Genomic DNA, 26,161 nt, shown 5'->3' on the forward strand with positions numbered 1-26,161 from the left:
ACGAGTTCAGCTCGATGTCGAGGCCGTAGGCGGACCAGCGCGAACCGCGGCGGATGAGACTAGGACTCCGGCTTGAGCCGTCTCCTCGAACCCGTCGAAGAGAGCGGAGCCTCGGGCGAGTCCTCATCGTCCACCGATAGCGGGATGTCCTCGTACAAGATCACATCGAAGCCTTCTGCACCACCGGTGCTGCCAGCGTCAGGCTCCCTGCAGTTCCGGACCAAGAACCCGAAGCCCAGCGTGCGTCCAGCCTGCACGAACTCCAGAGCCTCCTCGAACGTCCCTGTGTAGAGCTCCTTCACGATCCGAGGGTTGCCCTCACGATCCAATCCCTCGTTGTCAGCCTGCATCGCTCCTCCTGGGGGTTCACCGTTCAGCTCTTCTCTTCGTCTGGCCAGACCGTTCCACCGCCCGTCTCTACGGTCCAGGTGGATGCCGTGCGCACGCAGTTCGACGGAGCCGCCGTCGGCGATGGCCTTGCGTAGCGCGACACAGACGAAGTCTTGGAAGACCCGGTCCACGTTGAAGCAGAAGCCCTCAATGCGGACGGCGCCCGCCAGATGCTCCACGGAGCTGCCGCAAAAGGTCCGTGCCTGCGATCTCCCAGGAGGGTCGGCGCCAGCGTTGGCACTGTCCGGATCACTGGCTCTTGAAGGGCCACGGGTAGTCGCAGGTGCCCCGAGAGCCGATGTACGGCTCAAGATTTTGCCGAGTGGGCCGCGGGTCGGGTGGCAGTGCCACTCCATTACGCACCGGATCGATGGAATCAGCGTGTGCTTCCGCCCAGCGAAGCCACTCGGCGGTCGCGTCGCTCAGGGTTCCGTCCGATTGCTGGCGCACTGCGGTGCTGAGGCTGCGGATCTCGCAGGCCGTGCGCCAGTCATCCAGCTGTTGCTCCAGTGCCTTGAGCCTGTGGTCGTGGATCAGCTTCTGGTGGGCCTGGTCGATGACCTCGTACCAGCGTTGCTTGCGGATCTCCTCAGCCTGTTCGGCTTTGAGGCGCTCCTCTTCGGCTTGGTCGGCCCACGCCTCGATGGCCGCCAGGAGGTGGCCGAGGCGCGATTCCAGGGTCCAACGCGCCCCGTCCGAGCAGTCGTATTGGCGGTGGCCGTAGGTGCTGTCGTGGCCGGGCGCATCGATCATCAGCCGTCCGTCGGGCACGTGGTCGTACTTCGGGATGCGGCTGCGCATCCAAGTCGGCTGCCGTTCCGCGTCGCGCAGCTCGCGGGGTGTCGGCTCGTGCGGTTGCTTGGAGGTGCGCTCGCAAATCTCTAAGGGGAAAGCGTGGCCCTTGACGGTGATCACGAGTTCGGCCACGGGCTCGTCTCGTGCCCGGAGGGCCGGCCTCATCCGGGCTTCCACGTCGTAGCCCCGCTGTTCGGCCGCAGTGAGTAGGCCCTGCATGATCCGCAGGGTCCGATCGACGAGCGGGCGGGAGACGTGGATCGGCACCATGCCTTGTTGTCCTCGAGTGTCGGCCATCCCTGTCCGCGCACGTCCTAGCGCCTTCCGAGTGGCCGAGATCAGCGGATGCGGCCGGGTGAGCTCGGTGGGCACTTCGATGACGGGAGGCGGAGGCGGTGAGGCTTCCAGCAGCAGATCGACCAGCCTCACCTTGAGGTCGCCACGCTCCCGCCCGGCCAGGCGCAGTTTGTGCCCAGCTGGCACCTCATTGCGGTTAACTGCCTCGTAAAACGCCTTTGTCCACCTACTTCGCGTCACGACCCCCGGGTCCTGGACGGTCAGTGTTCCGCCGGCAGCACAGAGCCGACGAATCAGATCGGCCCCATCGGTGGGAGCGGTCTTGGCCGTCTCGGGGTCACGGGCAGCACGTTGGGCCTCTCGCTCGACCTCTTCGGGGTGCCGGCCGTGCTTGAGGTAGTACCTGCCCTGGTCGGTGAGGACGGCAGTCAGGGCCTGGGTGCCGTTCTCCAAGATGGGCATCGAGCGTTTGATTAGCTTCCGCTGCTCCAGCGCCCACAGCGTGTTGGACTTTTGGGCTTCGATCTGAACGCCGGGGTTGGCGGCGACCCACTGAAGTAGATCGGCCTGGATCTGGGTGGGGGCCAGGGAGAACTTCACAAACCGCACCGTACTGGGGCAGTGTCAGCGACAGGCGACTTCAGCGAAGAAGACGGTGCCACGCCGATCCGCATGCTAAGGACACCCGCACACCTCGCTGCCGCACCCCCTACCCCCACCAGCGGCGTCCGGTGAAATCGGGGCGGTTGCGGTGTGATGGCCCGTGCGCTCTGCTGGTTGACCGATTCGAGAAGGCGGGTTCCCGACTGGAGCGTGCTGGCGTCAGCCTGATTGTTCGGGCACTGCCTTCGTCAGGGCAGACACCCCCGCCCCCTCCATGCTCGTGAGCATCCGTGGATCAAGCGTCATTGGCGCTAGTGGAGGCGGTGGAGCAGGGAACGGCGCCTTGGGAAGCTGGGACTTAGGAGCCGGATCCGGAATGGAGCTGGGGACTGACTGGTGTTGGCCATGGCGAGTGGCGGATCCGTTCGATAGATGGGCACCAAAGTGCGCACATCACGTTCCGTGATGGGCTTCGCGGAGACGTCGGTTTTCATCTTCGAGAGACGCAATCCGCTGTTCGAGTTCGGTGCGGGTCGGCGTCCTGGGCCTACGGGGCACCGCTGCAGGCAAGGTGGGAGGTGGTGCTACGAGCCCGATAGGCTCGTAGGCCACGATCGCTGACGGATCCTTCTCGCACTCGGGGCACCGCATCGAACTCGAGCCATGCTTGGTCGGGATGTCGTTCTCGGAGTGGCGTCGGGTTTCGACAATGTGCCCGCAGTAGAGGCGGACGCGCCAGCGCATGATCATGTAGTCCGGCGTTTCGAAAGACTCGAACACCTTCCATACGTGTTCAACGTGTTCGCGGTGGCGCTGGAGCCGCTCCGGGTCGGCACGCAATTCTGCGTGATGCCTCTCCACCTCAGCATGGGCGTGGCGGCGGATGTCCTCAATGGTCCTCTGCCAGGAGTGGTCGCGTCGGGTCAGCTCGTAGTCTTCGAGTGGGACGCCCTGGCTCTTGTATTCGACGTCACGCATGACAGTAGACCGTAGTTCGCGGGGCCGTCGGCAGGGTTCAATGTCAGATGCTGATCGGCTCAAGTCCCGAACGATGGGAATGGCGGGCGCGGGCGCACTTCTCTGACCGACTCTGACCAGAGCGACATGCTCTGAGCATGCTGAAGTCCCCGAAACTCGGGACAGCTCAGTAGCCGGTACAGCCAAGTCAGGCGGTGAGCCAGTGGGCGCTGGGGGCGACCGCCATGGGACAGCAGAAACGGGGTCTCCGAAGGTCAGGCCGCGTCACGGCCCGGCGGACGTCTGCGGGTTGGCGCGGAGAGGTGGAGGAGGTCGGGCAGTGGGGTACCTGTGGCCGCGGTATTCATGCAGGACCGCGGTGTCCTGCTGGAGAGCGGTGTCGAGCAGGCCGTCTTGGATCTCGATCTCGGTCAGGCCGGCGATCTCTCCGCTGATGCGATGGATAGCCACAGCCGTGTGCAGCTCACAGCCACGCGTGCGGGCGTCGGCCTCATGCTGCCGGACCCGCTCGACCGTCCACTCCGGCCACTCCAGACTTGACTCCCCAATCGGGGCGTCCTCGATCGCGGTCCGAGCTCGCGCGAAACCCGCAACCACCTCCTCCGGGGCAGTACCCATCCAGCGCATGACGTAGAAACCATCCGGTTCCCGGACCTGCCACAACTCCGGGCCGATGTCCGCGATCCGCAGGGTCTGGCGAACCCACTCGGCCACCTTGACAAAGCCCAGTGACCCCGCCCACGCCTCGCCGTCACCCCCAGCTTTGATATTCGAGGCGACGATCGTGGAGCGCCCTTCGGATTGCAGGTCGCAAGGGCCTCGCACAGCAACGCAGTTCCGATCCCGTGCCGACGCACGGTGGGCAGAACTCGAACCTGCGTGATCGCGGTATCCGAGCTCTCCGGCTCAGGAAGGTCCACGGTCACGCTTCCCACGATCTTCCCGTCCTGCCGCGCGAGCCAGAGCAGTCGCGGGCCCCAGGCCGTCATCCGGGTGCGCAGGAAGGTTTTGTAGAAATCGAAGGCGCCGATGACTACCTCACCCACCACGGGCGGGACGGCCGATCGGAGGGGAACCGAACACGCCTCGTTCTCTCCTCCTGCAACCGGGCCTGACGCCCCGCCAGCGCAGAAGCCCGGCTCCGTTCACCGCAACGCCCTTGGGGCTTGCTTGAGCCGAGGTGCGGGGAAACCCGCTCGCCCGGTTCTGAGGGGCCGGGACAAGGCAATGCGTCCCCGCTACCCTCCAGGGCCCGTGCATTACGGGCCGTCGGACCTGGCTGTTCTGCGCATGGCTGTCCTGGTCGCGCTTCCGGGTGGTGGTCCCGGTTTGGGACTGCACCCTGGCCACTCTGGTCGCCTGTCTGGACACCGCCTTGCGCCCCGCATCCTCGGCGGCGCTATCAAGGAATACCGATACGCGGCATGACGTGCAGCGATGACTTTCGGAGCCCCCACACCAGCGCCAGGCTTTCGGCACACACAGAGCCGGGAGCCCCGAACTGCTACCGAGCTCCTACCGACCTGCAACGCCAGCACGTCGCAGCGCCGGCCTCCGGTGCGGCGAGGTGGCGCTCGGCTCCCGCGGCGTCGACGACGCCGCCCGGGTTGGTCGACAACGCGGCTTCCCAGTGCCCCAAGGCCTTGCCCACGTCGCCGCGCAGGGATGCGACGTGGGCCAGCCCCTCGTGAGCGCGCGCCGCGTAGCGTGCGGAGTCGCGGGCCGAGGCCGCCTTCAGGGACTGCTGGAAGACCTGCTCGGCTGTGGCGAGTTCTCCGTCGCATGCGTAGACGTCGCCGAGCGCGTTGAGGGCTTGGGCTTCGGCGTCGTACGTGCTAGTGCGGCGCGCAAGATCGAGCGCCGCACGTCCGTACGCGATCGCCCTGTCGTACTCGCCCATGCCTCTGCGCACGATGCACAATCCCACCAACGCCAGCGCTTCGCTCAGCTCGACACCTGCGGCCCGGCTCAGCTCCAGCGACTGCTTGTAGATGACAGCCGCCCCTTCCCAGTCGCCGAGGACTACCGAGACGAAGCCGATGTTGTTCAAAGTCGCTGTTTCAGCGCCGGGACCTGCAGACTGCCCCCCAAGTGAGCGTGCCTCTAGGAAATACCGCAGGGCCTCCCCATTGCGACCTAGTTCTTGGCTGACGATCGCGAGGTTATTGGTGAGACTGGCTTGAAGTTGCCTGTCCCCGAGCTCACGCGCCACGCGCAATGCCTCGCCGTAACACTCGCGCGCCCGGTCCAGGTCGCGGGCCGTCCAGTGGCTGACCCCGAGATTTACCAGTTGCGCAACCTCGCCAACGCGGTCTTCAGCTTGACGGCTGAGTGCCAGCGCGCGCTCACCCAGCTTTAGGGCCTCAGCCACGGAACCGTGCGTGCGTTGGACGGAGGCCAATCCGGACAGGCAGGCGGCTTCGCCGACCAGACTCTCGGCGGCTCGCGCTGCAAGCCGACCCAGTTCGAACAGCGGCTCCGACTCCGCCGGGTAGTTCAATGCGCTGAAATACGGATGCAGAGTGCGCATCATCTGCCAGACCCGGCTGTGCAGCTCGAAGTCTGCGGCCAGCCGAAGCGTCGCGATGATGTTGCGGAACTCGGTCTCGAGCAGCCGCATGGCATCCTTGGCGTCTGCGGCGCTCCGCGCGGACTCCGGCCGACGCTCAACCTCCGGGGCGAACCTCAGCGAGGTCTTTGAGAGCAGGCCGCACCAACTGCCGGCCGACCAGAGGTAGTAGTCGGCCAGCCGCCCCGCCGCGTCGGCCACTTCGGCACGACTAACTGTCGCCTCTAGGAGCCTCCGTGAGCAGTCGCGCACTATGTCATGCAGGTGATAGCGGTCGGCGACGTGCTGCTTGAGCAGGTTCAGCTCGAACAATTTATCGAGGTCTTCCTCGACCTGGTGGCCCCGCAGATCCGACAGGGCAGCGGTCGCGCAGACGTCGAAGTCCGGCCCGGCATGCAGGCTTAGCAGACCCAACAGGCGCTGCTGCCGCTCGGTCAGGTGGTGGTAGGACCAGGCGACGATGTTCATCACGTCGCGGTCCCCCGCGGCGAGGATGCGCGCCCGCGCCTCGTAGTCGCGCAGCTGGTCGACCAGGAACGACACCCGCCAACTGCTTCGCTCGCGCAGCCTTGCCGCCGCGATTTGGATCGCCAGTGGCAGGTACCCGCACAGCTCGACCGCCGAGCGGACCGCCTCGGGCTCCTCCGCCACCCGCTCGGGTCCGGCGATCCGACAGAAGAGCGCGACGGCGTCCGGTTCGGTCATGATGTCGAGGGACAGGGCGGCGGCTCCCTCCAGCGCGACCATGCGCCGTCGGCTCGAGATCAGCACGAGGCTCTCCGCCGAACCGGGAAGCAGGGATCTGACTTGAGTCGGATCGGCGGCGTTGTCCAACAGGATCAGTATCCTGCGACCGGCCAGGCTCGAGCGCCATTGGGCGCTGCGCGCCTCCAGATCCGGCGCGATCAGCTCGGGAGCCATCCCGTCGAAGCGCAGCAGCAGGTTCAGCGCCTGCATCGGGCTCATCGGTTCGGCCTGCTCGCTGAAGCCGGCGAGGTCAACGAAGTACTGTCCGTCCGGGTAGTCCCCGGCGAGGAGATGGGCCAGGTGCACGGCGAGCGAGGTCTTGCCTACGCCGCCCATCCCGTCGATCACCGAAATGGAGGGCGCGTTCGGCTCGAATGGCCGGTCGCACAGTCGGCGCAGCTCGTCCTCACGGCCGGTGAACTCCGCGATGTCCCTGGGCAGGAAGGAGCGGGAGCCGGGGTCCTGCCCGCGCCGCCGTTCCGGTAGGCCCTCGGCCTGCGAATCACGCGGTTGCGCCGACGCCGCGGGCTCTGCGTGCAGAATCTGCCGGTGGGCTTCCCTCAGTTGTGGGCCCGGGTCGAGCCCGAGCTCCTCCGCCAGCAACCGCCGTCCGTCTTCGAACACGATCATCGCCTCGGACTGCCGACCGCACTGGTAGAGGGCGGTCATCAGCAGCGCGCGTAGCGGCTCTCGCAAGGGATGCTCGGCCAGCATCTCGTTCAGTCCGTCCACCGCCAGGGCCGCTCTCCCCAAGCGCAGTCGCAGTTCCGCCCACCGTTCGACCGCGGTAAGCCGTTGTGCATCAAGCAGGGTGGCCGCGTTCGTCAGCACCCGACCGTCAAGTCCGCGGAGGGCGCCACCGCGCCACAGGCCCAGGGCTTCGTCGAGCAGCCGGACGGCGTCGTCGAGCCGATCATGTTGCTCCGCGGTCTCCGCCGCCTCTACGGCGGAGCGGAACTGGAGCGCGTCCATCGCCTCGGCCGGCACCTTGAGCTGGTAGCCACTACTGTCGGTGAAGAGCTCCACGCCGACCGCCGGGATCAGGGTGCGACGCAGCGCCCCCACCACGTTGTGTATCTGCTGTCGCGCCGAGTTGGGCGGGCTCTCCCACAGGGCGTCCACGATCCGCTCGGTCGCCACGATCGAGTTGGCGTTGATCGCCAACAGCGCCAGCAACTTGCGTTCCCTGACTCCGCGCGGTGTCGCCTGTCTGCCGGCTATGGACAACTCGAGCGGCCCCAGCACCTTGATGAGGGGCACGGCACCGCTCTGTCCGACCGAGCCGGCGCGCGCGATGTTCTCACCCGGCTGCCTAGCAGCACTTACCACAGGCCTAGCCCCCGTGCTTCCAATCCTGGTCGCGTGCATCGCAGATCGCGCACCCCCGGCTTGAATGGTACATGTCCGGCCAGCGATCGGACTCGAAGTCGCCTCGGTAGCAGCTCAGTAGCCAGACGGTAGTCACGTCCACGATCATCCAGGTCTGGCCGTCCTCGACAACACAGTGCCCATGTAGCGGTACTTAACGAAGAACAAGGGAGAACAGCGTGAAGAGAGCGATCTTGGCTGGAATGCTGGCGGCTCTAGCCGTGCTCACGGTCGTGACCGTGTCCGGTGGTTCCCAGGCACAGAACCACCAGGTGGTTCCGCAAACCGGCTTCCTACACGAGCCGACCTTCTGATGGCGCACGCGCAATGCGCCCCAGCGGAGGAGAGTGGGTCGGCATCGGCCCGCCAGGGGTTCGCGCTGGCCCTCGCCGTGTTGGGCACGCTCTTCGCCGTGACGCTTTGCGCGCAGTTGCCCGCCCGCTGGACGCCGTCCTGGCTCGGTGAGCAGCGCACGACCTACTCCGAGGTCTGGCCGCAAGGTTGGGCCTTCTTCGCTGCTCAGCCGGGCTCGGCAGCGATCTCCGCCTACCGGGTCGGCCCTGAGGGTCAACCCTCAACCTCCATACTGGCGCTGCAGATGTCCGCGGTGAACCTGTGGGGTCTGGGGCGGACCAGCACTGTTCAGTTCAACGAGGCACTTACCTTGGCCGCCGAAGTCCCGGCGAAGGACTGGATCACCTGCGCCGACGTGCGATCTGCAGAGTGCGTGGCCCAGGCGCCGGTTGTGCTATTGCAGAACGGATTCACCCCAGGCATCGTCTGCGGCGAGTTCGTGTTCATCCGGACTCCGCCGGCCGCGAACGTCCCGAAGTCCGCATCAGTGGCCTTGGTCAGGGTAGCCTGCCTGTGAACCGTGTATGGCGGGCCGCCGAGTCCTTCGAACCGCGCGGCATCCCGCTCGCACTCGTGCGATCGATCCTGGCATTCGCGCAGTTGACGACCATTCTGTTGTCGCCCGATCGGCTTCTGTTCGCAAACCCTCTCGGGACGACACCTGAGACACGTTGCGCCGGGCTCAACGGCGTCTCGCTTTGGTGCGTCACCGGTGGCGACGCCCAAGCCGACACGCTCGGGCGCGTCCTCGCGATCGCCGCGCTGCTCGTCGTCGTCGTCGGCTATCGGCCGCGGTGGTCCTGTATCGCGCACTGGTACATCGCGTTCAGCATCGCCGTGGACGGGACGGCGACGAACGGCGGGGACCGCGTGGCCGAGATCCTCACCATGCTGCTCATACCCATCTGCCTCGACGACCGCCGAAGCTGGTCCTGGCGGATGCCGACCCGCCCGCTGCGACCAGCCTGGCGCGGAAGTGCCTTCGCCGCGCACGCCATGCTGCGTTGCCAGATCGCGATCATCTACCTGAACGCAGTGATCTCCAAACTCACCTTCCCCGCATGGCACCAGGGCACCGCGCTGGGCATCCTCGCCCACGACCCGGAGTACGGCGTCCCCAGCGTGCTGCGGCCGTTCGCACAACAACTGCTCTCCCACGCCTGGGCCACGGACCTGCTCACCTGGTCGGTCCTGGCAGTCGAGACCCTGATCGCCCTGTCCATGGCCTTCCGCCGCAGAACGCGGAGCTACGGCCTGCTCCTGGCGATCCTCCTGCACGGGGCCATCATCCTACTGATGGGGCTGTTCAGCTTCGGACTGATCATGATCACCCTTGTGCTGGCCGCCTGCGCCGACATGCCAGACGTCGGCTCAACTTGTGACCACAATCGGCAGGAAGCCCTGCCATCGAGGTCTAGAACTAGAATAGGAACGTCGCCATGAGCCTGGAAACAACACCGTTCGCACCGGATCTCGCATCGCCGGACGAGCTGCGCGCTTGGTACGAGGTTTTCGTCGCGGTATCCGTCGCGGACTTCCCGAGCAACCCGGCACCGCCGTACGACTACTACGTGCAGCAGCTGTGCACACCCACGTCATCTCCCGCCCTGCGGTGGGACGCACGCGACAACGGGCGGATCCTGGGCACAGTGAGCGCCTTCTTCCCGACGGACGAGAACAGCGAGGACGCCATCATCGCTGTGCGCGTGCTGGCCCAGGACCGCCGAGGCGGCGTCGGGACACAGCTGCTCCAGGCGGTGCTGCCGCAGATCCACGAGCGCGGCCGCCGGACGATCTCCGGTGAGGTCAAGGCTGGTTCGGACGGCGAGAGGTGGACGAGCGCCCTCGGCTTCCAGACGGTCCTGCGACTCTCCTCACACCACCTGGACATCAAGAGCGTGGACCCTGCGCGGTGGCAGGTGGAGCCGGCGTCCGGGTTCCGGCTCCACCAGTGGATGGACACCGCACCGGACGACCTGCTGCAGGGATTCGCCCGGGCGCGCAACGCCATGGCCGACCAGCCGATCGGCGAGTCGAGCTATCAGCACCCCGCCTGGACTGCGGAGCGGGTGCGCCAACACGAGGCCGAGATGCTCGCGGTCGGGAAGTCACAGCGGTACGTCATGGCCGTGGACAAGCGCAGCGGGGCGGTGGCGGGCTTCACCGAGATCGCCATCGTCCCCGGGCAGTGGAGCTACTGCCACCAAGGCGACACGGCCGTGCTGCCAGAATTCCGCGGACTCGGGCTCGGCCTGGCCATGAAGGCCTCGATGATGCGTTGGCTCACCGCCGACCTCCCGCAACTGGAACAAGTGCGCACGATGACGGCAACCGAAAACCTCCACATGATCCGCGTCAACAGCCAGCTCGGCTACAAGACCGACTACACCATGGCCAGCGTCGAGGCCGAGGTCAGCACACTCGAAACCCGCCTCGCCGACCTTCTAGCGACAGGTCCTCGGTATCCGTTCCCGAACGGGGTGACTGGAGAGCATGAGCTGCATGGATCCGCAGGTGGCGCAGTGGCGTGACTACCAGGCCGCTCTGGACCACTGCGCCGTGGCCGAGGGCTGTGCCCGGCGTGTCCTGGAGATGTCCGAAGCGCTGGGAGTCCCCGCCGAGCAACTTCCCAGGGATGGCTGGCACCAATCCAGCAGCACGAGCGGCTCCCCCGCCATCGGGTGCGCGCCTACCGAGAGACTCTGCGGGCGTGGCGCGAGTGGCTTGCCGGACCGCCCGGTCCGCTGTGAAGCGGAAGTGTCTGATTTTTTGTGGGTGGCCTGATGCTGGTGGTGTGGTTTAGCGGTCGGTGACGGCTCGCCGTAGTAGCTGGCGAGGCTGTTGATGGCCTGCTTCCTGGCGGCGGTCTTGCCGGTGACGTTGGGCTGGTTCTTGATTGGGTTGCGGATCACCAGGTAAAGCGCCTTGAGCGCCGCGTCTTCGTCCGGGAAGTTTCTGCGTCGTCGAGTGACCTGACGGAAGCGGGGGTTGAGGGGTTCGATCATGTTGGTGGTGTAGACATCGGGGCGGGAGAGCGGAGGAAGACGATCACGTGTTCCCAGCTCCAGCGCCAGGTGTCCACCACGGCCGGATAGCTCTCGCCCCACTCGGCTTCGAAGAGCGCGAACCGCTGCTCGGCCTCGTCGGGTGTCTTGGCTGTGTAGACCTCCCGCAGCTGCTTGGCGATGGCGCCCCAGTGCTGCTTGGAGGCCTAGCGCAGGCTGGTGCAGACCACGTGGACCACGCCGAGTTGAACGTCGGCCTGGGGCCAGATGTCGTTGATCGACTCCGGCAGGCCCTTGAGGCCGTCGCAGCAGGCGATCAGGACGTCCTGGACGCCGCGGTTGCGCAACTCGGCCCGCCAGGTCATCCAGGTCTTGGCGCCCTCCCCGCCGCTGCCGACCCACATGCCCAGGACGTCGCGCTCGCCCTCGAGGTTCATCCCGACAGCGATGTAGACGGGCTTGTTCGCCACCGCCCCGTCGCGGATCTTGATGTAGATACAGTCGGTCAGCTGGACCGCATACACGCGGTCCAGAGGGCGGGTGCACCAGGCTTCCAGTCCGCGCTGACGTGGGCGGTGGCGCGGGAGACCAGGTCCCGGGAGACCTCCACCTCGTCACGCCCTCATGGGCGGGCACGCCACCCCATCAGTCCCCTGAGTCAACCCCTATGCCGTCGAAGGCTCCGCGATGGACATGTTGATCTCGTTGTTGGCTTGGTGGGTGGACGGGTCGTAGCAGGTGCCGTCGCGCCAGCAGGCCCACATCACCCGCAGCCAGGCCCGGGCCAGGATGCGGGTCGCGTGCGGGTGGCGCTTCTTCCGGTCCCGGGCGTCGTTGTAGATCTTCGCGGCACTCGCTGCCGTGCCGGCTGTTGTCAGCGAAGGTGGTCAGTGCCTGCCGGACTCTGCGGTTGGCGGCGAACCGGAAGGCGACCGTGTGGGACTTGCCCGAGGAGCGGGTCTCGGGGACGACGCAGGCCTCCGCGATGAGCTGCTCGCAGGACTGGGCGCGTTCCAGGATCGGGCCGAGCTCGCCGATGATCTGCCCCAGGTTCACTACCGGTCGATGCGCTTGCCGGACTCATCCATGACCGTCACGTCGTGCGTGCCGGTCGCCCAGTCCCATCCGATGAACACGTGCGTCGTACTCCACTGCCGATCCGGGAGCACCTGCTCGGTGGTGAGGTCGTCTGCCGGGAGCTCATTAATCGGCCCTCTGCGGGGCGTGTCCCTGAAGCCGATCAGACGGCCTCGGCCCGGCGGGGCTGGCGTCACTGATGGTGGACGTCGGACAGCTCGCAGTCTTGTCCATGCACCCACCGGGACCGAGAGGTCACAACCCTACCTGTCAGGGCTGCAGGAACCATGGTCCGCTAATGAGCGGTCTGGCCTCCCGGCCGACCAACAGGGGGCACGGTCTGATCCCAGAAGTCGAATGCTTCCGGCTACGAAAGTGCTCACCCGCTGGCGGCTACGACAACGAGTCTCTACGACCCGTTACTTCCCATTAGGATACGGATGGTGATGAGGGCGGCGGCCAGGGGGATGAAGAACTCCACGCAGGCTCGGCGGCGTTCTGTGCAGCGGCGGAGCTTGCCGAAGTTGTTCAACCACGAGTTCGTCCGCTCTACGACCCAACGGCCGTCCGCTTGGATCGGTGTCTGCTCGCCGCGCTTGGCGATCTTCGCGATGATCTGCCGCTCCGCCAGATCGTCGTAGACGCAGCGGTAGTGGTAGCCCGCGTCCAGGTAACGGCCCCAGCGCCTTGGCGAGTTCGCTGAAGCGGCCCAATGTGCCCGGGAGCAGGGTGTGGTCGCGGATGTGGCCGGGGCCGGGTCGGAGACCAGCGGGATGCCGTAGGTCTCGGTCAGCTGCTAGCGCTTGACGCCCTGCTTGGCACGGTCCACCGGGCTCTTGCCCGCACACTCCCCGCCACAGGGTGCCTTGGTCTGGCATCCGTCGGCGGCCAGGTGCTCCAGCTCCAGGCCGATCATGCGGTCGTAGGCGGCCAGCGCCGCCAGGCGCAGTGCCTCGCCCACTCCCGCGGCGATCCACGCGTCCTGGCGCCGCCGGATCGTGGTCGCCGAATATGCCTCGTCCGCCACCCGCTCGTAGCCCATCCCGGACACAGGACCAGGACCAACCGATCGAAGACCAGCTCATCGGCGATAGGCGGGTTGTGACACCCCCAAGGATGGCCGTCGCGATGCTCGGGCAACAGCGCGAGGAACTCCTCACGCAGCGGCTCCAGGACGCGTGCTGGAACAGCAGGCACGGCCCCTCCCCGGTCGCAGAGCGTCAGCAACTCCACGATGGGGACGCCGTGCCAGTCTGACTACCACCCAGCCCTGGCCACGCCCTACTGGCGGACGCTCTACATCAGTCTTATGGCCGAGTGATTCCAGCGCTGCTGACGCCTCGATGCGGTCGCCTACGGCTGGCGGTTCGCAACCTTGCTCCAGGTCAAGATCCGGCTGCTACGACGGCCGTCTCCACGGGCGCGATCACCATCGCTCGCTGTTCCCGACGCGTCATCAAGTAGACTGCCGAAAGTCCCAGCACCGCGGCCGCGGTGATGCAGAGTACTTGGTAGGGCAACACCGAAATCAACGCCGCGCCCGTCGCGATCCCCATCGACTGGCCACCCGCAACGAGGAAGCTGTCCGCCCCCGAGACCCGTCCCATGAGCTCGCCGGGCGTATTCAACTGCACTGCGGTCAGGGCTCCGACAACGACGAATGGGATACCCAATCCCATTAGCAGCGCGCCCCCGATGACAATCCAGTCCGTATGGGCGATCATGGCCAGCACGCCGGCGCAGATCACACCTAGCCCGAGCGCTGTCAACCGCCCCGGACCAGTGCGTTGCATCAGCGGTCCGGCCAGCATCCCGCCGACGATCCCCGTGATACCCATCGCGGTCACAATTACGCCAGTCCAGGACGGGGCATGGTGCAGGCCGACGGTGGCCACCGCGATACCTAGCGTCTCAAAGAAGCCCAAGACGAAGAGCGCTACCGTGAGCGTGACGGTCAACTGACGTAGCAGCGGGGTCCGCAGAAGGAAGGCAAAACCGGCCGTAGTCTCCCGCAGCCACTGCCCAGCAGGCGGCTGGGGCTCTTCCTCCTCGACCCTGATGGCCGCCCAGCATAGAACAGCCGCTGCGAAAGTTCCGGCGTCCAGCAACGCGACCGCACCGCCGCCGTAGAGGGAGAGCAGACCGACGCCGAGCGCGGGGGTGACCAGACGCTGCCCCTGCGTCAGTGCCTGCGTCAGCCCATTGGCCGTCCCTAGCACCTCGGAGGGCACCAGCTGCGGCAGTAGCGCGGCGGTCGCAGCGCTGGTGACCGACGAGGAGAGGCCGTAGAGGAACATCACCGTGTAGACCAGCCAGACCTGGTCTGCATGGTGAACTGTGACCAGGCTGAGGACTAGTAGTCCAGTCACTGCGTTGGTGGCTATCAGCAGCGGTCGACGCCGGATTTGATCGACCAGCAGGCCAGTGAGCGGGGACAGCAGCGTGCCGCAAGTGAGGCAGAGGAAGCTGAGCCCCGCGGCGGCCGTGGAGCCGGTCAGTTCCTTGACCCAGATGCCGGCCGCGAGCCAGAGCGCGTAGTCCCCGATGGTGCTGAGGGTGTTGCCAAGGAAGAACAGCCGCATGCGTGATGTTGCGAGGAGCCCGCGCATTGTCGTAGGTCATCCTTCCGGATTGTCGGGGTCTTCCGCGCCCGCGGGTTCGAGCTCGAACGGGAAGGTTGATAGGAGCAGTTCGAAGGGCAGCGCACCGAAGGGCCGCGCCGACGGCTCCTCGACCCGGTGCTGGTAGGCGAGTAGCACCTCAAGGATGTCCGCTTGAACCTGTTTGAGTTCGTCGGGCGTGCAGAAGAGCACGAATTGGCTGTCCCCGGTCACCGCGCGTACAGCGGCCGGGTACTGTTCGCGCCGCTGCCGGTATCGCTGGTGCCGACTCGACCAGCGCGTGGCCATGATCTCGGACAGGGCACGCGCAGCCTGCGCCACGGTCGGATCCGCGTCGTCGTCATCGAAGGTCATGCCAGTCGAGCCGAGCTTCCACGGCCTCTCGCGGCCGCTGCCCCCCTCGGCCTCCACGACGTAGCCGTGGCTCGCCAACGTGCGCAGATGGTACGAGGCATTCGAGGCGTTGCCGCCTACCGCCTCCGCAGCCTCGGTTGCGGTCAGCGTGCCGCGGACAGCGAGAACCTCGAGGAGTGCGATGCGCGTCGGATGCGCAAGGGCGCGTAGGACCCGCGCGTCTCGCAGCTCACGCAGGCGACTCTTCGCCCCTTGTGGATTTTCGGATGCCGTAGCGCTTCGGCCTTCAGTGCTCACGGTGCAAGACGCTAGCATCGAAGCATCTCTTTCGAAAGGCTTCTTGCGAAAGAAGCGCTTCGACTCTCTTCGGGTGCGCTACCCGCTCGCAGCCGAGCCGCCGCGAGGTTCCGGCCAATGAAGCTACGTAGGGGCAATGGACACCTCCGAGGCGGACCAGTCGGCCCTGACCCAGTCCGCTGGCAGTGCGTGCACGAGCAGCGACGGCGACTGCTCCACGGGGAATGCCACTGCGGCGCGGTGCAAACGACCGCACGGCACATCCAGGACAGTCCAGTCGGCTGGTCGCGCCGCCAGGGTCGCACCGAAGTAGTCCGCAGTCGGGTCACGGGCGAGTCCGGTGCCCAATGCTTTGAGATACGCCTCCTTGCGGGTCCAGATCTGCGCAAATGCGGCGGGATGGGCATCCAACGGCAAACCCTGGATCTCCGCGTGCTCCCGCGGGTGCAGGGCAGGTGAACAAGTGGCCACCGATCGAGGGTCGGGTAGTGACTCCACGTCCACACCCACGAGCGTTGCCGCGATACCGATCAGGACCATGCCGCGTCGGCGGGAGAGCGAGAAGTTCGCGGTGCGCGCACTGAGAGAGACCACCGGACGTCCGTGGGGCTCCCTGCAGGACGGGCAGAGCTCGCGCGCGAAGTCGACGTCCTGTGGAGGCATCCCCATGTAAGCGCCGAGCAGTCGGCGTAGGGCGATGTGTGCGCTCGCGAAAACGTCGCGGTCGGCTGTACGCAGAAATCCGGCCGCGCGTCGCCGCTCAGTATCGTCGAGGATGTTCCAGGCCAATTCGGCGGGGGCGTTCACGTCCGGCAGCTGCAGCAGCCACAGATCGAATTGGCCCTCGCATAGCTGGAACGATGGGGCGCCGGCGATGCGTTTGGGTCTTCCATTCGCGAATTCACTGGGACAGTCCAGCGGTACCCTCTCGTCGGCAGGAATGGACCTGCCTGTGGACGGGGCGGTGCTAAGGGCGCTAGCGAGTGATCCACCGAGCCGGTGGATCGGCTCCTCTTGGATCCCATGGCAAGCAGCGCGCGGGTCAAGTCGGACCGTCTCAACCTTGGACCCCTCCATGCGCAGTCGCTGATTCCCAGCGGAATCCATGTGATTCATAAGGTGTTCTCCTTTCGCTGTCGACCGCGTACTCGCCGCGGGCTCTCCAGGGATCTTCGGCGCCCTGTCAGGTGATCGAGACCAGTTCGCCGTTCTTGAGGAACGACCTGCCGAGGGAGCGCAGTGGCTCAGCGTCGCGGCACACGACGTACTCGGGGCGGGGCTGCTCCGGCCAGCTTGGCTGGTTGGCGACGTCGTTGTAAGTGGCGATGAGCAGTCGGCGCGGGTGGGGCGACATGTTCGGGGCGGAGCCGTGTACGACCTCTGAGGAGAAGAACACCACTGAACCTGCGGGGCCCTTGGGGCTCACCATCCCGCGCCGAGCGACGTGGTCAGACAACTGCTGCGGGGTCAGAGCGATATCGTCTGGGTCCAGGTGCTGGACGGACTTGGAATCTGCGGAGCGACGATCGTTCAGCATCCCTCCGTGGTGGGAACCGGGCAAGTAGATGACCGGACCATTGAATTCGGTCACATCATCGAGGAAGACTCCGACGTTGACTTGCCGCGGCGCGGGAAGATTATCTGCAATCCTCCAGGCGAGATAATCCTGGTGCCAGGACCACTTCTCTCCGCCGAAGGCCGACTTGGAGTTGATCTTGAATTGGTAGATGTAGACGTCTTTCGTGAGAATTTGCTGCACGGGCGCGAGTAGTCGGTGGTCGCGGACGAGGTCGGCGAACTCCGACTGGCGCCGATGGGAAGCGTATATGGCACGCACGCGCGCACTGCCCTCTTCGGTGATGAGGTGGGGTCCCGGCGATTTGCAGTCGCGAGTGAAGGCGGAGCGAAGCGCCTCAACCTCCTGCTGGTCCAGCAGCGATTCGATGAGGAGGAAGCCGTCGCTCCGGTAGCGCTCCAGCTGCTCGTTGCTCAATAGCATTGCAGTACTCCTGACTGATCGAAGAAATGGAGATGAAGGGATAGGAAAAGGACATGAAGATGCGAAATGACTGAATGGCGCAAATGACAACTTGGGGAATGCAGGCTGGGACCGATCACATAGGGACAGCGCTAGTCGCGGAGTTCGAGCGTGCAGCACTTCACGCTGCCACCGCCTTTGCGCAGTTCCGACAGATCCACTCCGATCGGCTCGAAGCCCCGAGCCCGCAATCGGGCGGCCAGAGCAGCTGCAGTCTGCGGCATGACCACGTGCAGTCCGTCGCTGACTGAGTTGAGGCCAAACACCTCGGCATCCGCGCGCGAGACAAGGACGGCGTCCGGGAAGAGACGCTCGAGTACCGCCCGGCTACCAGCCGAGAAGGCTTCGGGGAAGTACATGATCTCGTCACCGTCGAGGACGGTCAGCGCCGTGTCGAGGTGGTAGAAGTGCGGGTCGACGAGCGTGAGGCTCACAACCGGACGGCCGAAAAACTCCTGGGCCTCGGCATGTGCCTCATGTGCGCTGCGGAATCCAGTGCCGGCCAGCACGCACGTGTCGGTGACGAGCAGGTCCCCCTCGCCTTCGTTCACGTGGGTCGGTTCGAGGGTCTGTCGGTAGCCTTCAGCCCGGAACCACTCGAGGTAGGCGGGGCCTTCGGCTGCCCGCTCGGGGTTACGGAAGCGCGCTCCGAGCACTCTGTTGTCGATCACCGTGGCACCGTTTGCGGCGTACACCATGTCGGGGCAGCCGGGGAGCGGTGAGATCTGCTCCACCTGGTGTCCCAATGACTTGAAGAGATCGGCGAGGACTTCCCACTGAGTGACGGCCAGTTCGCGGTCCACCGGCTTGGAAGGGTCCATCCACGGATTGATCGCGTAAGCCACCTCGAAGTGAGTCGGGCGGCACATCAGGTAGCGGCGGGACTTGGCAGTGCGTGACCGCGGTGTACGGCTCATGGATCTCCTGGGTCAATGACTGTCGGATGAGGGCCGGGCGGATCCGCCCGATTGCATGGCGCAGGCAATCAGGCGGATCGTGGTCAGCGTCGGGTACCGACGCCGGCGGGCACCGGGAGCGTAGGCAGGAATCCGGACTCGGCGAGATAGCTGAAGTACCGGTTCAGCAAGTGGGGGTCGATCGACGGATCTACGATCCCGGCCCCCCGGAGTCCATTGAGCAGGTTGCTCCGGTCGAAGACGCTGGGCTGACGTCCTCGGCCCACGCCAGTTGTTGAGCTGTTCATGAGGACGACGGCCCGGAGCGAACTGCGCTCTCTGATGCCCGCAGCCTGCGCTGCTGATTCCAGCCGCTGCAGCCACTGCTGATAAGGGAGTGGGTCGACCGGGTACCCCAGGGCTCCGGCGTGATCCAGCACGTCGCCCATTCGCACCGGTGCTGCAGGAGCGACGTTGACCACCGTGCCGTCGGCGGATCGGGTCTGGATCATGTGCACGACAGCTCGGGCGACGAAGTCGACCGGGACCAGGGGGAGGAGATCGTCTTCGTCTTCCAGCAGTGGTCGAGCACCAATCTCGATACAGGCCCTGACGTAGTGCCAGAGTGCGTCCTCCGTGCCGACCACGCCGGTAAGCGAGTGCCCGCTGATTCGGGCCGTGCGGTAGATCGCCGTGGGGACCCCTCGCTCGTGGGCCAGCGAAGTGATCTGTTCCGCAACCCACTTGCTCCGCGCGTATCCGCTGGCCCCCAGGTATTCAGGGGCAGTGTGCCATTGCTCCGGGAGCACCTCGGGGTCGCCTGGGCCAGCAACAACCGTGCTGAGAGTGGAGACGTAGTGCACCGGCTTCACCCGGTGCAGCGCCGCCAGGCGCATGATGTCCTGGGCACTTGTGGCGTTGGCGGCCCGCAGCTGCGCGTAGGTGGCCATGACGTTTACCTGAGCGCCGTTGTGAACGATCAGATCCACCTGCCTGGCGATCTGGTCGAAGCGCTCCGGTGCCAGCCCGAGCAGGGGCCTGGCCAGGTCCCCCGGCACCGGCCTGATCCGATCGCCCAGCTCGTTGCTCCACAGCCCGTACCCGGCCATGCTCCGCTCGATCCGGGCCATCGCTGCCTGCGCATCGTCTGCCCGCACCAGGCAGAACACTTCACAAGCGGTGCGATCGAGCAACTCTCGCAGGAGGAATGAACCAAGGAAGCCAGTGGCACCAGTCAGGAAGACCGCCCGTGGCTCCGATGGTGGTGAGGTCGCGGGTGTGGCATCGCAGCCGCCGGCCGCAATCTCCCGGTCCAGGACTACGTCAGCGAGGAAATCGTCCGCGTAGTTGGAATCGGATGCCGCATCAGGGCCTACGGCAGCGTCCAGCAGGGGATCAAGCGCGGCCACGGTCTTGGCCTTAAAGACGACGCTCAGCGGTAGCGATACACCCAGCCGCTGATTGATCAGCCACACCAGCTGCGGGACGAGCAGCGAGTGGCCCCCAAGTTCGAAGAAGTTGTCGTCGATACCGACTCGCTCGACATCGAGGACCTCAGCGAACATATCGCAGAGGAGCTGCTCGCGTGTGGATCGGGCGGCCCGGCTGCTGATGGCTGATGCGTACATGGGAGCGGGGAGCGCTCGCACATCCAGCTTGCCGTTGATAGTCAACGGCAGCGCTTCCAAAATCACGATGGCGGCCGGCACCAGGTGACTCGGCAGTTCGGCAGCCAGCGCCGTGCGAAGCTGTGCGATTTGTACCTCGGCACCCGCGCTCGGGACCACGTACCCGACCAGCTGCGGCTCGCCACGTCGGTCCTCACGCACTACGACGGCGCCCTGGGCGACGTCCGGCAGAGCGTCCAGAGCGGCTTCAACTTCCCCTGGTTCGATCCGGAACCCACGGATCTTCACCTGGCTGTCGGCACGTCCGACGTAGTCAAGGTTGCCGTCCTTGCGCCATCGCACCAGATCTCCGGTTCGGTACATCCGTTCGCCGGCCTGGCCGAACGGGTTGGCGACGAATCGCTCGGCGGTCAGCAAGGAACGGTTGAGGTAGCCGCGGGCCACCCCCGCTCCCGCGAGGTACAGCTCGCCTGGCACCCCTACGGGCACCGGCCGCAGTGCGGTGTCAAGCACGTAGGTCCGGCTGTCCCAGATCGGCCTCCCGATCGGCGGTACCTCCGACCCCGCAAGCGGTTGACTGAGCGTGGCGCACACGGTGGCCTCAGTCGGCCCATACGCGTTGACCATGAGAGTACGAGCGGACCAGCGGTCGACCAGCGCGGGCGGGCATGGGGAACCGCCGACGATCAGGACTCGAAGGTGCGGCAGTCCTTCCTCAGGGAGCACAGCCAGTGCGGCTGGCGGCAGGTGCGCATGCGTGACACGTTTCTCGGAGAGCAGCTCTGCCAGTGGCGCCCCAGGCGCGACCCGCTCCGGAGGACCCATCACCAGGGTTGCGCCAGACAACAATGTGATCAGGACTTCCCAGATCGAGGCATCAAAACTGGCCGACGCAAACTGCAGGAACCTGTCGCCGCGCCGCACCTCGAACCGATCGATGGACGCGGCCGCCAGTGACGCCAGTCCCGTGTGCGGGACCACTACCCCTTTGGGCCGTCCAGTGGAACCGGAGGTGTAGATCAGGTAAGCCGGGTGTTCCGGCAACAGGGGTGTGATGTGGTCCTGCATTGTGAGCACGGCGCCCGGATGAGTCAGCAAGCGGGCTTGCTCCTCGGGATCATCCAGTACGACGACCGGCAGCCCCGGGCTCTGCGGCAGCCGGGACATTGTCTGCAAGTCCGTGAGCATCAGCAGTGGCTGGGCGTCGCCGAGAAGGAAGGTGATGCGCTCGGCTGGGTACGCAGGGTCGACTGGCAGGAAAGTCGCGCCTGACTTGAGTACGGCAAGGAACGCGACGATCGTGTGCTGGCTGCGCGCAAGCGACACGGCTACCGCCTGTTCCGGTCCCGCCCCCAGGCTGGCCAGACGTCGGGCGAGACGGTTTGACGCAGCGTCGAGCTCCGCGTAGCTGAGCTGGGAGTCCTCGAAGACCACTGCGACGGCATCGGGTGAATGCCGGGCTGTTTCCCCGAACAGCGCCGGCAGGGTCGCCGGCGCGATGCCTCGGGTGGTGTCGTTCCAGTCGTGCACGAGCGTGTGCAACTCATTGGCTGTGAGCACATCGATGGCGGCGACGGGCAGGTCTGGCTCGGTGGTGACACCGTCCAGGATCTGCTGGAACCTGGAGACGATCTCCTGAGCCGTGGCCCGGTCGAACAGGTCCGTGGCGAACTGCAGTTCACCATAAAGCCCTTGAGGGTGCCCGTCCGCATCGTGGGCCTCGCGCAGGGCGAAGGCGAGGTCGAATTTGGCCGTCTCGGGTGAGACCTCTTCGACCTCGGTGACTGTAAGACCCAGCAGCGCGTGCTCCGGGCCGTCGGTGTTCTGAAGCACGAGCATGACCTGGAAGAGCGGGTGGCGAGCCAACAACCGGTCGGGGTTGAGGATCTCCACCAGCCGCTCGAAGGGAAGCTCCTGGTGATCGTACGCAGCAAGGTCAGCGTTGCGTACGCGGGACAGCAGTTCCCGGAATGTAGGGTTACCTGAGGTATCGGTCCGCAGCACCAGCGTGTTGACGAAGAACCCCACGAGGCCATCGAGATGCGCGTCAGTGCGGCCTGCGACCGGGGCGCCTATGGGGATGTCAGTGCCTGCCCCGAGCCGGGTGAACAAGGCAGCGAGCGCTGCCTGCAGCACCATGAACGTGGTCGCGCCGGCCTGGCGTCCCAAAGTGGACACGCGTTCGTGTATGTCGGGGCCAAGGGTGAACATCAGGGTCTCGCCACGGCGGCTGGCGACCGCGGGGCGGGGTTGACTGCCGGGCAGGGTCACTTCATCCGGCAGGTCAGCCAGGGTCTTGACCCAGAACGCCGATTGCCGTGCTGCTGGGCTGTCGGGATCCTCTTCTGCACCCAGCATCGTCCGCTGCCACACGGCGTAGTCCGCGTATTGGACGGGCAGCGCCTCCCAGGTTGGCGCGGTGCCCGCCAGCCGGGCGTTGTAGGCCGCGGCCAGATCGCGGCGAAGCGGTCCCAGGGACCATCCGTCGCAGACGATGTGGTGCATCAGCAGCACGAGGACGTGCTCGTCATCACTGGTAGAGAAGACTGTGGCACGGACCGGCAAGTCACGTGCGAGATCGAAGACTTCGGCGCACACCCGGGCGATCTGCTCCCTCAGGTTGGCCGTGTCGGTCGCGCACCAAGCGATGTCGAGAGCCGCCAGGCGCGGAGGCAGGATGCGTTGGAACGGCTCGCCCTGAACAGACGGGAACACGGTGCGCAGGCTCTCGTGCCGCTCGACGACGTCGCGCAGTGCATCCTGCAGTGCGTCCGGGTTGAGCGTGCCACTCATCCGCAACACCAGCGGCGCGTTGTAGGTGGCGGACTGCCCCTCAAGCTGGTCGATGAACCACAGCCGTCGCTGGGCAAACGAGAGCGGCGGGTGCTCCTCACGTGGACCTGGGGTCAGGACGATCCGGGGCGCCTTGTTCTCCTCGCCGAGGTGTGCCGCTAGCCCGGCAACGGTAGGCAGGTCGAACAGGTTGCGGATGTTGAGGTCCCGGCCCATGGCCGCGCGCACGCGGCTGATCAGGCGCGTGCCTGCGAGGGAGTGACCACCCAGGCTGAAGAAGTTGTCGTCGATACCGACGTGGTCCAGGCCCAGAACTTCCGCGAACAGCTCGCACAACGCCTGCTCGGTTGGCGTCGTAGCCATCCTGTGTTGCTTGGCGGCGTAGTCGGGAGCTGGGAGTACCTTGCGATCGATCTTGGCGTTAGCGTTCATCGGGAATGTATCCAGAACTACAAACGCCGAGGGCACCATGTAGCTTGGCAGCGACTGGGCGGCGAACGTACCCAGCTCCGCGGCAAGGTCGGCCTTGTCGCCGACCGATGTGTAATAGGCGACCAGCCGTATGTCCAGTGGCTTGTCCTCACGGGCCATCACCACAACCTGGCCGACGCCCTCGTGCTGCGCGAGTACGGCCTCGATCTCGCCGAGTTCGATCCGGAAGCCCCGCAGTTTCACCTGAGCGTCGACTCGGCCGACGTAGTCCAAAGTGCCGTCCGCGCGCCAGCGCACCAGATCCCCAGTGCGGTACATGCGCTCGCCCGGAGCGAATGGGCAGGCCACGAAGCGTCCGGCCGTCAGTCCTGGCCGCTTCCAATACCCTCGGCCCAGACCGGCGCCGGCCAGGTAGAGCTCACCGGGAACGCCCGGCGGGACCGGCTGCAGCCACGCGTCCAGGACGTAGGCCTTCGTGTTGTTCAGCGGACGGCCGATCGGCACCCGCCCGCCCGCCAGGTCTTCCTCGGATACCGCTTGGACTATCGAGAACGTGGTGGTCTCGGTCGGCCCGTAGACGTTGGTGAGCGGCAGGCCTGGCAACGCCTGAAGCACACGGCGCATGGGCGCCGCAGAGGCCGCCTCCCCGCCGGTACACACCTCGTGAAGGCCGCGGAACGCCTCCGGGTTCTCCTCGGCAAAGAGGTCGAACAAGGCCTTGGTGATGAATATGGCGGTGACGCCGTAGCGCTCGATCGCATCGCTGAGCACCCAGTCATCCAGGACGCCCGGGGGGGCCACCACTACTGTGCCGCCCGACAGCAGTGGCACCCACAACTCGTAAGTGGAGGCGTCGAAGGCATGCGGCGAGTGGAGCAGGATCCGTTCGTGCGCCCCGCCCTGCCAGCGCCGATCGGCCACCAGGTCGACCACGTCACGGTGCCGGATGGCGACACCCTTGGGCACCCCAGTCGAGCCAGAGGTGAACATCACGTAGGCCAGCTGGTCTGGGTGGCACATGACCGTCGGATCGCCTACGTCACCTTTGGGTGCGTCCGACATGCGCACCACCTGAGCGTCATGGGTGAAGCCCACTTCGGCCCGGTCGGTCACCAGGACGGCCGCGCGGGTATCTGCAACCACCAGGGCCATCCGGTCCGGCGGAAAGCTCGTATGCAAGGGCACGTAGAACCCCCCTGCCTTCACAATTGCCAGCGTCGCGACGACCAGGTCTACCGACCTGTCCATCACCATCGCTACCGGCGTCTCGGTGGTCACCCCGAGCCGGATCAGGTGCTGTGCCAGACGATTGACCCGCGCGTTCAGCTCCGCATAGGTGAGATCACCGTCATCGCCGGTCACCGCAACCGCGTTGGGAGTGCGAGCAACTTGCTGCGCGAAGAGCGCCGGAATGGGGAGGGCGGTCACCGGGGTGGCGGTGGCGTTCCAATCGGACAACACACGAGATCGCTCCTCGGCTCCGAGCACGTCGAGCCGGCCAATCGGCGTCAGCGGGTCAACCGCCGCAGCGGACAGCAGACGCGCCAGGCGCACTGCGATCAGTTCCACTGTGCTCCGGTCGAACAGGTCCGTTGCATACTCGACGGAACCCCTGATGCCTGCTGGCTGGCCTTCGGGCCCGAACGACTCCTGCATGCCCATAGTGAGATCGAACTTGGCAACTCTCATGCCAATGGGCTCGGCCGCACACTCCACGCCGGGCAACTCCAGCGCGGCGGCCGTGTTGTTCTGCATCACGAGCAGCACCTGGAAAAGGGGATGCCTGGCGAGCGAACGCGCGGGATTGAGCTCCTCTACCAGCCGCTCGAAGGGCAGGTCCTGGTGCGCAAGGGCGGCCAGCTGGGTCTCCCTGACCCGGTCGACTAGTTCGGAGAAGGCCGGGTCCCCCGAGGTGTCGGTTCTCAGCACCAGAGTGTTCACGAAGAACCCGACCAAGTCCTCCAGTTCATCGTCGGACCGGCCAGCGACGCCGGTACCGAGCGGGATGTCGGTACCGGCTCCCAACCGCGAGAGCAGTGCTGCGAGGCCCGCCTGCAGCACCATGAACACGGTCGTCCGGCGCTCTCGCGCGAGCTGGCGCAGGGCCGCGTGCAGTTCGGCGTCCAGGCGGAAGTCGACTGCCTCCGCGCCGCCGCTCATCACGGCCGGCCGCGGCCGGTCGGTGGGGAGTTCAAGTTCCTCGGGAAGGCCAGCCAGCTGGTTACTCCAGTAGCGCAACTGCTTCGCCTGCAAGCTTTCCGGGTCGTTCGAGGCACCCAGATGCTCTCGCTGCCACACGGCGTAGTCGGCGTACTGGACGGGCAGCGGATCCCATGCTGGGGCTCGACCCAGGGTTCGCGCCTCGTACGCGGTGCGCAAGTCGCGCAGGAAAGGTGCCAGGGACCAGCCGTCTCCGGCGATGTGGTGGAGGACCACCAGCAAAACGAACTCGTCGGGCCCTACTGCAAACACCGTCGCCCGCAGCGGGGGCTCGCGACACAGGTCGAAAGGTCTCGCCGCAGCCGCGTCGCGGAGGGTCGGATACTCATCAGCAGAGCAGTGGACGACGTCGAACCGGAGCTCCGCCTCTTCCGCCGGGAGCACCTGTTGCACTGGGATTCCCCCGACTTGCGGGAAGACCGTGCGCAGTGATTCATGCCGGGCCATGACGTCGGACATCGCTTCGCCAAGCGCCGACAGCTTGAGGGAACCGTGCAGACGCAGGGCGAACGGGAGGTTGTAGAGCGGGCTCGGGCCCTCGAGCTGATCGATCAGCCAAAGGCTTTGTTGGGCGAACGAAACCGGTATCACGAGTCTTCCTTTGAACATAGTGTCGCGTGCCTGGCTGTGCGCCGGTCGCGGCGGACACCCTCGGAGTTCGAAGTCGACGACTGCGGCGGAACGGACGGCGCGTTGCGA

The 26,161-nt window shown here is 66.1% G+C and carries 15 protein-coding genes and 3 pseudogenes; 3 read left to right on the top strand and 15 right to left on the bottom strand.

The annotated features are described in order from the left end of the window. Positions 1 to 59: 59 nt before the first annotated feature. The 6 genes and pseudogenes from ABIA33_RS06650 to ABIA33_RS06675 form a co-directional block, all read right to left on the bottom strand. The gene (locus tag ABIA33_RS06650) at positions 60 to 569 is read right to left on the bottom strand and encodes a hypothetical protein (protein ID WP_370078104.1); all 510 of its coding nucleotides are present in this window, start codon (positions 567 to 569) and stop codon (positions 60 to 62) included. Between the two features lie 70 nt (positions 570 to 639). Beyond that, entirely contained in the window at positions 640 to 2,082 is a 1,443-nt protein-coding gene (locus ABIA33_RS06655) for a hypothetical protein (RefSeq protein WP_370078106.1), read from the bottom strand. A gap of 456 nt (positions 2,083 to 2,538) precedes the next feature. Next, positions 2,539 to 3,063 (bottom strand): hypothetical protein, encoded by a 525-nt coding sequence (locus ABIA33_RS06660; protein WP_370078108.1) that lies wholly within the window; start codon positions 3,061 to 3,063, stop codon positions 2,539 to 2,541. 264 nt (positions 3,064 to 3,327) lie between these two features. Then, positions 3,328 to 3,777: a hypothetical protein gene (locus ABIA33_RS06665; protein ID WP_370078409.1), complete on the bottom strand. Its 450-nt coding sequence runs from the start codon at positions 3,775 to 3,777 to the stop codon at positions 3,328 to 3,330. An 86-nt stretch (positions 3,778 to 3,863) separates the two neighbouring features. Then, positions 3,864 to 4,052: pseudogene (locus ABIA33_RS06670) on the bottom strand (GNAT family N-acetyltransferase); the annotation flags it as partial. A 515-nt stretch (positions 4,053 to 4,567) separates the two neighbouring features. Next, on the bottom strand, positions 4,568 to 7,639 hold the full coding sequence (locus tag ABIA33_RS06675) for a BTAD domain-containing putative transcriptional regulator (RefSeq protein ID WP_370078110.1): 3,072 nt from the start codon (positions 7,637 to 7,639) through the stop codon (positions 4,568 to 4,570). A gap of 421 nt (positions 7,640 to 8,060) precedes the next feature. Between ABIA33_RS06675 and ABIA33_RS06680 the strand changes: the two genes are divergently transcribed. The 3 genes from ABIA33_RS06680 to ABIA33_RS06690 are packed head-to-tail and all read left to right on the top strand — an operon-like array spanning position 8,061 to position 10,632. Beyond that, on the top strand, positions 8,061 to 8,618 hold the full coding sequence (locus tag ABIA33_RS06680; protein WP_370078112.1) for an SdpA family antimicrobial peptide system protein: 558 nt from the start codon (positions 8,061 to 8,063) through the stop codon (positions 8,616 to 8,618). Next, positions 8,615 to 9,544, top strand: coding sequence for a sporulation-delaying protein SdpB family protein (locus ABIA33_RS06685; protein WP_370078114.1), 930 nt, complete (start codon positions 8,615 to 8,617; stop codon positions 9,542 to 9,544). The genes ABIA33_RS06680 and ABIA33_RS06685 overlap by 4 nt, the downstream gene beginning before the upstream one ends. Next, positions 9,541 to 10,632, top strand: coding sequence for a GNAT family N-acetyltransferase (locus ABIA33_RS06690; RefSeq protein ID WP_370078117.1), 1,092 nt, complete (start codon positions 9,541 to 9,543; stop codon positions 10,630 to 10,632). Before ABIA33_RS06685 ends, ABIA33_RS06690 begins: the two co-directional genes overlap by 4 nt. Here ABIA33_RS06690 and ABIA33_RS06695 read toward each other — a convergent pair. The 9 genes and pseudogenes from ABIA33_RS06695 to ABIA33_RS06735 form a co-directional block, all read right to left on the bottom strand. Continuing rightward, positions 10,633 to 11,630, bottom strand: a pseudogene (locus ABIA33_RS06695) (IS256 family transposase). Positions 11,631 to 11,751: 121 nt separating this feature from the next. Next, complete coding sequence (locus ABIA33_RS06700; RefSeq protein ID WP_370078119.1) at positions 11,752 to 12,162, bottom strand: transposase; 411 nt, start codon at positions 12,160 to 12,162, stop codon at positions 11,752 to 11,754. Between the two features lie 430 nt (positions 12,163 to 12,592). Continuing rightward, a pseudogene (locus ABIA33_RS06705) lies at positions 12,593 to 13,380 on the bottom strand (transposase). A 188-nt stretch (positions 13,381 to 13,568) separates the two neighbouring features. Beyond that, entirely contained in the window at positions 13,569 to 14,765 is a 1,197-nt protein-coding gene (locus ABIA33_RS06710; RefSeq protein ID WP_370078121.1) for an MFS transporter, read from the bottom strand. Between the two features lie 36 nt (positions 14,766 to 14,801). Then, positions 14,802 to 15,455 (bottom strand): ArsR/SmtB family transcription factor, encoded by a 654-nt coding sequence (locus ABIA33_RS06715; RefSeq protein WP_370078123.1) that lies wholly within the window; start codon positions 15,453 to 15,455, stop codon positions 14,802 to 14,804. 123 nt (positions 15,456 to 15,578) lie between these two features. Next, entirely contained in the window at positions 15,579 to 16,262 is a 684-nt protein-coding gene (locus tag ABIA33_RS06720) for a 4'-phosphopantetheinyl transferase superfamily protein (protein WP_370078125.1), read from the bottom strand. A gap of 376 nt (positions 16,263 to 16,638) precedes the next feature. Next, a complete protein-coding gene (locus ABIA33_RS06725; protein WP_370078127.1) occupies positions 16,639 to 17,454 on the bottom strand; it encodes a phytanoyl-CoA dioxygenase family protein in 816 nt (271 codons plus the stop codon). Positions 17,455 to 17,585: 131 nt separating this feature from the next. Beyond that, positions 17,586 to 18,410, bottom strand: coding sequence for a dimethylargininase (ddaH, locus tag ABIA33_RS06730; RefSeq protein ID WP_370078129.1), 825 nt, complete (start codon positions 18,408 to 18,410; stop codon positions 17,586 to 17,588). Between the two features lie 83 nt (positions 18,411 to 18,493). After that, a complete protein-coding gene (locus ABIA33_RS06735; RefSeq protein ID WP_370078131.1) occupies positions 18,494 to 26,053 on the bottom strand; it encodes an amino acid adenylation domain-containing protein in 7,560 nt (2,519 codons plus the stop codon). Between the last annotated feature and the right edge of the window lie 108 nt (positions 26,054 to 26,161).

It is taken from the genome of Streptacidiphilus sp. MAP12-16, assembly GCF_041262165.1.
Lineage (GTDB): Bacteria > Actinomycetota > Actinomycetes > Streptomycetales > Streptomycetaceae > Streptacidiphilus.